This is a genomic window from Mycetocola sp., from assembly GCF_046716805.1.
GTDB lineage: Bacteria > Actinomycetota > Actinomycetes > Actinomycetales > Microbacteriaceae > Mycetocola_A.
Genome location: NZ_JBKJWH010000021.1, coordinates 1 through 5,963 on the forward strand (window position 1 = coordinate 1; position 5,963 = coordinate 5,963).

At 63.4% G+C, this 5,963-nt stretch carries 8 protein-coding genes and 1 pseudogene; 1 reads left to right on the forward strand and 8 read right to left on the reverse strand.

The window, feature by feature from the left end:
• Window positions 1-70: 70 nt before the first annotated feature.
• From ACLQ62_RS01755 to ACLQ62_RS01790, 8 genes are all read right to left on the reverse strand, one after another.
• The gene (locus ACLQ62_RS01755; RefSeq protein WP_411719939.1) at window positions 71-754 is read right to left on the reverse strand and encodes a DUF3618 domain-containing protein; all 684 of its coding nucleotides are present in this window, start codon (window positions 752-754) and stop codon (window positions 71-73) included.
• Complete coding sequence (locus ACLQ62_RS01760; RefSeq protein WP_411719940.1) at window positions 751-1,164, reverse strand: phage holin family protein; 414 nt, start codon at window positions 1,162-1,164, stop codon at window positions 751-753. The genes ACLQ62_RS01755 and ACLQ62_RS01760 overlap by 4 nt, the downstream gene beginning before the upstream one ends.
• Window positions 1,161-1,808: a hypothetical protein gene (locus tag ACLQ62_RS01765; RefSeq protein WP_411719941.1), complete on the reverse strand. Its 648-nt coding sequence runs from the start codon at window positions 1,806-1,808 to the stop codon at window positions 1,161-1,163. The genes ACLQ62_RS01760 and ACLQ62_RS01765 overlap by 4 nt, the downstream gene beginning before the upstream one ends.
• Window positions 1,809-2,014: 206 nt before the next feature.
• A complete protein-coding gene (locus tag ACLQ62_RS01770) occupies window positions 2,015-2,650 on the reverse strand; it encodes an anthranilate synthase component II (protein WP_411719942.1) in 636 nt (211 codons plus the stop codon).
• 170 nt (window positions 2,651-2,820) lie between these two features.
• Window positions 2,821-3,519: a class E sortase gene (locus tag ACLQ62_RS01775; protein ID WP_411719943.1), complete on the reverse strand. Its 699-nt coding sequence runs from the start codon at window positions 3,517-3,519 to the stop codon at window positions 2,821-2,823.
• Between the two features lie 274 nt (window positions 3,520-3,793).
• Window positions 3,794-4,039: a cell division protein CrgA gene (locus ACLQ62_RS01780; RefSeq protein WP_411719944.1), complete on the reverse strand. Its 246-nt coding sequence runs from the start codon at window positions 4,037-4,039 to the stop codon at window positions 3,794-3,796.
• Between the two features lie 18 nt (window positions 4,040-4,057).
• Window positions 4,058-4,759: a rhomboid family intramembrane serine protease gene (locus tag ACLQ62_RS01785; RefSeq protein WP_411719945.1), complete on the reverse strand. Its 702-nt coding sequence runs from the start codon at window positions 4,757-4,759 to the stop codon at window positions 4,058-4,060.
• 186 nt (window positions 4,760-4,945) lie between these two features.
• On the reverse strand, window positions 4,946-5,488 hold the full coding sequence (locus tag ACLQ62_RS01790; RefSeq protein WP_411719946.1) for a peptidylprolyl isomerase: 543 nt from the start codon (window positions 5,486-5,488) through the stop codon (window positions 4,946-4,948).
• A gap of 107 nt (window positions 5,489-5,595) precedes the next feature.
• Here ACLQ62_RS01790 and ACLQ62_RS01795 point away from each other — a divergent pair.
• Window positions 5,596-5,963, forward strand: a pseudogene (locus ACLQ62_RS01795) (hypothetical protein); the annotation flags it as partial.

Here is a 5,963-nt window from a genome sequence, read left to right on the forward strand (position 1 = left end):
ACTTCTGTCGCGGCCGCCATTCCTCCGTCTGTGGGCGGTCCCTTGAGCGCTGACGCGGCAGCGCGGAGGGCTATCTCAGCGGCTCGTCAGTGCGAGTGGCGTCGTAGACCGGCTCATCGTCCAGGAGGGGCGACGCACCGCTGGCAGGAGAGACGTATCCCTCGGTCGACCTGGTTCCCGTTGAGGACCCGGAAGTGCTCCCCGAGTCGCCCTTGACGTCTTTCGCCTGGCTGGTGGCGTCGTCCTTTACGTTGGAGAAGGCATCCGCCGCAGCGCCCTTGACCGACTGGGCGGCGTCCTTCGCCGGCTCCTTCAGATCCTCCGCAACCCCTTTCGCGGTCTCCTTGAGGTCGTCGACGAGCGGTGCCGCCTTCTCCTTCGCGGTCTGCGCCAGTTCCTTCTCCTTCTCGGATGCCGGAATGAGCGAGGCCGCGAGCAGCCCTGCGCCGAAGGCGATCAGGCCGACCGCCATCGGGTTGCCCTTTGCCTTGTCTACAGCTTTGTGCGGAACGTCGCCGATGCGGGACGCCTTGTCACCGACGTTCGATGTGGCGTCGCTGAGGTGCGACTTGGCTTCGTCTGCGGCGCCCATGACGCTGTCCTTGACCTTTCTGGCCATACCTTTCACCTTCTCCTTTCGTCGCTGGACGATGCTCGACGGGCTGACCTTGTCGGCCAGAGCGTCGACGTCGTAGCTGAGGTTGCTCCGGGTCTCTTCGATTTCCTGTCGGATTGCTTCAGGGTCGTTCGTCATCGCTGGTCCTCACTAGTCTTGAATGCCTCGGGAACTTCTTTGAGCGTCTCTACTGTCTTGGGGACACCCTGGATCTCTTCGATTTCCTTCTTGCCACGCATGGCAAGGATCGCGGCCACGATGCCCCAGATGACGGCAACGATGATGGCCGACCAGACCAGCCCGGTCAGGAACCCAAGGCCCCACCACAGCGCGACCGATAGGAAGACAAGGGCCAGCAGCCCGGCCACGCCGGCGCCGCCGAACATGCCTGCGCCCTTACCGGCCTTTTTCGCCGACGCAGAAATCTCGGCCTTGGCCAGTTCGACCTCCTGACGGAAGAGGGTCGAGATGTCCTTCGTTACCTCACCCAGAAGCTGGCCGAGAGACTCGCTCCGGTCCTCAGGTTCGGGCACGTAAGGCTGACTCATCGAAGGTCACCACTCGTCTGGTAATCCGGCGAGCCGGCCTGACCCGTGTAGCCGGGTGTAGTGGTGTAGCCGGCGTCTCCGTAAGCGGTGGTCCCGGAGTAGCCGGCGCCGGTGGTGGCGATGGTGGGGTCATCACCGATGTAGTCGTCGCGACCGGCCTGATAACTGGTGTCCTGTTTCGATGAATCGTTACCGCTCGCCAGCGACTTCGCGAGTCTGCCCACAACGATTCCGGCGGCAGCCGCGATCGCTATGAACAGGCCGGGGCGCCGCCGGGCGAAACGCTTGGCGTCTTCAAGAAGGTCAGCGGGTTCCCGAGCCTCAAGCCATCCGGCGACGTCACCGGCGCGAGATGCCGCCTGCGAGACCAGGTTGGATGCCATTCCTTCGCTCTCGGACGAGTCGGCCATCGTGCGGAGCTGATCGCTGACCGTTCGGATGCCGCCTGCCGCACGTTCCTTCTGGGTGGAGACCTGACCGCTCACCTGGTTGCGTACCTGCCCGACGAGGTTCTTGGCCTGGTAGCCGACCTCGTTCTTCACATTGGCAGCCTCGTCGGCAGCGGTTCCCGCAACATGCGATCCAGCTTCGCGCACGCGGTCAGTGGTCGACGCGTCATCTGCGCCTGATGAGGTTTGTGTCATGATTCTTCCTCCTCGGAGGAGACCAGCCGACCGAGTCAGGAGCGACGACGGCAGCACGGTCTCGAGTCGTGTGATGAAATCTTCGCCCGAGCCCGCGCCAACGCCAAGCTTCAGCCCTAGGCTTGACACCCCGCGAACAGGGGAGTATCGCGCGACCGCTGACCGCTTCGCAACCGCCCTTTCACGGGACGGAGGGTCGTTACACGTTATGAACGCACGAGCGGGGAGAGTCCCTTGGCCGTCTCAGCAGCTTCGGGCAGGCCGGATGCGGCGAGCCAGTTGCCGAGCATCAGATAGCCACCCTCGGTGAGGACGCTTTCGGGATGGAATTGCACCCCGTAGATGGGAGCTTCGCGGTGTCGAAGGCCCATGATGACCCCACCGCGGGTTCGGCTGGTGACGAGGAGGTCGTCGGGTACGGTCCCATCGACGACGGCGAGGGAGTGGTAGCGGGTCGCGGTGAAGGGTTGCGGGACACCGGCGTAGAAGGCGCTCGCGTCGTGCTCGATGACGCTCGTCTTGCCGTGCATCAGTTCGTCGGCATTGGTCACCGTTGCGCCGAACGCCTCCGCGATCGCCTGGTGCCCGAGGCAGACGCCCAGCAACGGCGTGTCAGCCGCCAGCGCCGCTTTCACCATCGCCACGGAGACTCCCGCATCTGCGGGCTTGCCCGGACCGGGCGACACCAGGACAGCGTCGTACTCGGCGAGCCGGGCTGCGGCATCCGCTTCGGAGATGGTGTCATTGCGGAGCACCTCGGTCTCGGCGCCCAGTTGAAGGAGGTATCCGTTCAGCGTGTAGACGAAGCTGTCGTAGTTGTCGATCACCAATACGCGCGTCACGGGAGCCTCTTACTCTTCAACGGTTACTTCCTGGGTGTCGAGAAATGACTGCACCCAGGGGAACACCCAGGTTCCCAATACATACAAAGCTACCGCGATCAGTGCGATCGTGAGCAGAAGACGAAGCCACATCGGGCCGGGTAGGGCTCGCCACAGCGCTCCGTACACGATCAGTCCTCCAGGGGGTCGGTCAGCGATGCGGGCTCGCCTGCGGTGCGGGGCGTCCACGATTCGAACGCGCCGTAGGCGATGATACGCTCCGCGGTTGAGAAGGCCGGGTTACAACTGGTCAGGGTGATGATCGAGTCGGATGCTTCAACCCCGTCGGTCTGCGGCACCGGGTTCAGAACGCCGACCCCCGACGGTTCGACGTACTCGAGGGTCCGGAAACGGTAGGTGTACCAGCCCTCAGGTACCTCGACGACGATCGCGTCACCGACGCGGAGTTCACCGATCAGGTTGAGCGGCTTGCCGTGGGAGTTACGATGACCGGCGACCGCAAAGTTGCCGAGCTCGCCGGGCATCTGGGTGTCAGGGTAGTGCCCGAGGCCGAGTGGGTTGAGCGTTCGTGACGCCGAGACGCCGCCGGCGAGTCGGGCGGCAAAGTCCTGCCCGAAGCGCGGAACGCGGAGAACCCCGAACACTTCAGCGTCAGCGGGCTGGGATAGCCGAACCGGCAGCATCGGCGCTTCTGCTGGCCCGGTCGGTTCTGAGGCGTTGGACTGCCACATCTCGCTCAACTGCGCGGCCTCGCGGTCCTGCGCTGCACGAAGGACCGCGTCGTTGAGCCACAACTGCCAGACGAGGAACAACAGGACGAGCACACCGCCGGTGACCAGGAGTTCGCCAATCACACCGACAACGCTCACACGACGAGGGATTTTCCTCCTGCGCCTCGTGCGTCGGGAGTCGCTGCCAGCCGGCTCGGATGGCGGGCGGGCGGGCATGAGCTCAGTCTACCGGCGCGATGTTTCCAGGTAACAAGAGTTGTACACAGGGTTATCCACATACTGGGGATAATTACATCGGTGTAATTGTCCACAGTGTTAATAACCCTGTTAATAACTCTGGTCGGGGTTTTTCCAGTTTGCCCGTCAGCCGGACGCTCGAAATCCCGGGCGTGCCGGTGGGCGCCTGTGGAAACTACCGCCAGCGCGTCGTCATCAGAAAACCGATGAAGGCGATCCCGAAGCCAACGACGATGTTCCACGACTCGAGCGCTGGAACCGGCAGCGCGCCCTGACTGACGTAGAACACGATGATCCAGGCCAGACCGAGGAGCATGAAGCCGAACATGACCGGCTTGAACCACACGGGGTTGGGTGCCTGCTCACCGGAGCGCTGGGTGCTCGGGGCGGCCTGGTTGCTTCTCGTCTTGTCGCGTGCCATATGGCCGATTCTAGTCGGTTACAGGAGGAATGCGCTTGCGAAGGGGAGGAGGCTGACACCGACCAGGACGACGCACAGCGCCGCGATCAGCAGAGTCTGCCGGCTCTTGTGCCTGAGGTGGCGCGTCTCGTAGTAGATGAGCCCCGCCAGCGCTCCGCCGACGAGCCCTCCCACGTGCGCCTGCCAGGCAACGTTGATCCCGGGGATGAAGCCGATCACGAGGTTGATTCCGACGAGGACGAGCAAACCGTTCATGTTGCCGCCCCGCTTGCGCTGGATGACGAGGAACGCGCCCATCAGGCCGAAGATCGCACCGGATGCCCCGACCACGGGCACGTTGCCTGCGGTGAGGAACAGCACCCCAAGCGAACCGGCGAATCCCGATATGAGGTAGAGCGTCAGGAAACGGGCTCGACCCAGCATGGGCTCGAGCGCCTGGCCGAACAGCCAGAGCGAGTACATATTGAGGGCGACATGGAAGATGAGGTTCTGCGAGTGGACGAAGACCGTGGTGAGCATTCGCCACGGTTCGAACGCCAGCGGGGTGGAATAGACGCCTGCGTACAGGAGGTACTGCGTTATTCCGAGTCCTGGAAGAAGCTGCAGCAGGAAGACGAACGTCGTGACCGCGATCAGGATGTACGTGACGATCGGCCGATCACCGCTCCGGCTGAAGAAGCCTGTTCGCGCGCGCGGAGCCGACGTCCGCTGTTCTCTCATGCATTCAGGGCAAATAACGCCGACGGCGCCAGGGGTCTGGCACTCGCCGCAGATCGTGCGCCCGCACCGCTGGCACAGCACAAAGCTCTGCCGGTCAGGATGCCGGTAACAGAAACTACCCGACCGGAGGGGCGGCGCGGACGACTGGCTCATCGGAGGAGGCCCGGACCAGCTGTTGCTTGCTGTTTAGACGTCGGCAACCGTGACGCTCTCGATGACGATGTCGTCGAGGGGGCGGTCACGGGCATCGCGAGGAACCTCGGCGAGCTTGTCGACGACCTTGCGGCTTGCTTCATCCTCGACGGCACCGAAGATGGTGTGCTTGCCCTGCAGCCAGCTCGTGTTGCCGACCGTGATGAAGAACTGGGACCCGTTGGTGCCCTTGCCGGCGATCTTGCCTGCATTTGCCATGGCGAGCATGTATGGCTCGTTGAAGTTGAGTTCCGGGTTGATCTCGTCGTCGAACTTGTAGCCGGGGCCGCCGGTGCCGTTACCGAGCGGGTCGCCGCCCTGGATCATGAAGCCGGGGATGATGCGGTGGAAGATGACGCCGCTGTAGAGCGGGGTGTTCTTCCTGGTTTCACCGGTGCGCTCGTCAGTCCATTCGATCTCGCCCGTAGCGAGTCCGACGAAGTTCGTGACCGTCTTGGGAGCGTGGTCCCCGAAGAGGTTGACCTTGATATCGCCGTAGTTGGTGTGAAGGGTTGCGACAGCGGTGTGCTTTGACATGTTTTCAATTCTTACACACGCATTGACCCCGTCCGGGTGGCGTTCCGGCCATTCGGTGGCAAGATGGAGGTCTGTCGCGTCAAAAACGAGATCAATGGAGGTCAGCGGTGAGTCTGTCACGCAAGCGCAAGAAAGAACTCAAGCGACTCAAGGGTGAGGCCAATCAACTGTGGCATGCCCAGCAGGAGATTCTAGACCACGCCAACCACGTCGCCCGAGAGGCGAGCAGGCAGTTGGGTGCATATGGCCGTGAACAGGTCGTCCCCTCCGTCGTGAGCACGTACGAACACAAGGTCCAGCCGGTCGTCGACCGCGGATATGCCGCATCCCGCGGCGTCGTCGATGGCGCCAGGCGCGGCCTCGACAAGACGGTCCTGCCAGTACTTGGTGGGGTTGTCGGCAGTGTCCTGTCCATCGGAGACATCGCCAAGGATCACCGGGTCCGCGCGGCCCTCGAACGCTTCCAGCCGAAGCC

Coding starts and splice junctions, on each gene's coding strand:
- ACLQ62_RS01755 (WP_411719939.1), bottom strand. CDS start 754: ATGACGAACGACCCTGAAGCAATCCGACAGGAAATCGAAGAGACCCGG.
- ACLQ62_RS01760 (WP_411719940.1), bottom strand. CDS start 1,164: ATGAGTCAGCCTTACGTGCCCGAACCTGAGGACCGGAGCGAGTCTCTC.
- ACLQ62_RS01765 (WP_411719941.1), bottom strand. CDS start 1,808: ATGACACAAACCTCATCAGGCGCAGATGACGCGTCGACCACTGACCGC.
- ACLQ62_RS01780 (WP_411719944.1), bottom strand. CDS start 4,039: ATGGCACGCGACAAGACGAGAAGCAACCAGGCCGCCCCGAGCACCCAG.
- ACLQ62_RS01785 (WP_411719945.1), bottom strand. CDS start 4,759: ATGAGAGAACAGCGGACGTCGGCTCCGCGCGCGCGAACAGGCTTCTTC.
- ACLQ62_RS01790 (WP_411719946.1), bottom strand. CDS start 5,488: ATGTCAAAGCACACCGCTGTCGCAACCCTTCACACCAACTACGGCGAT.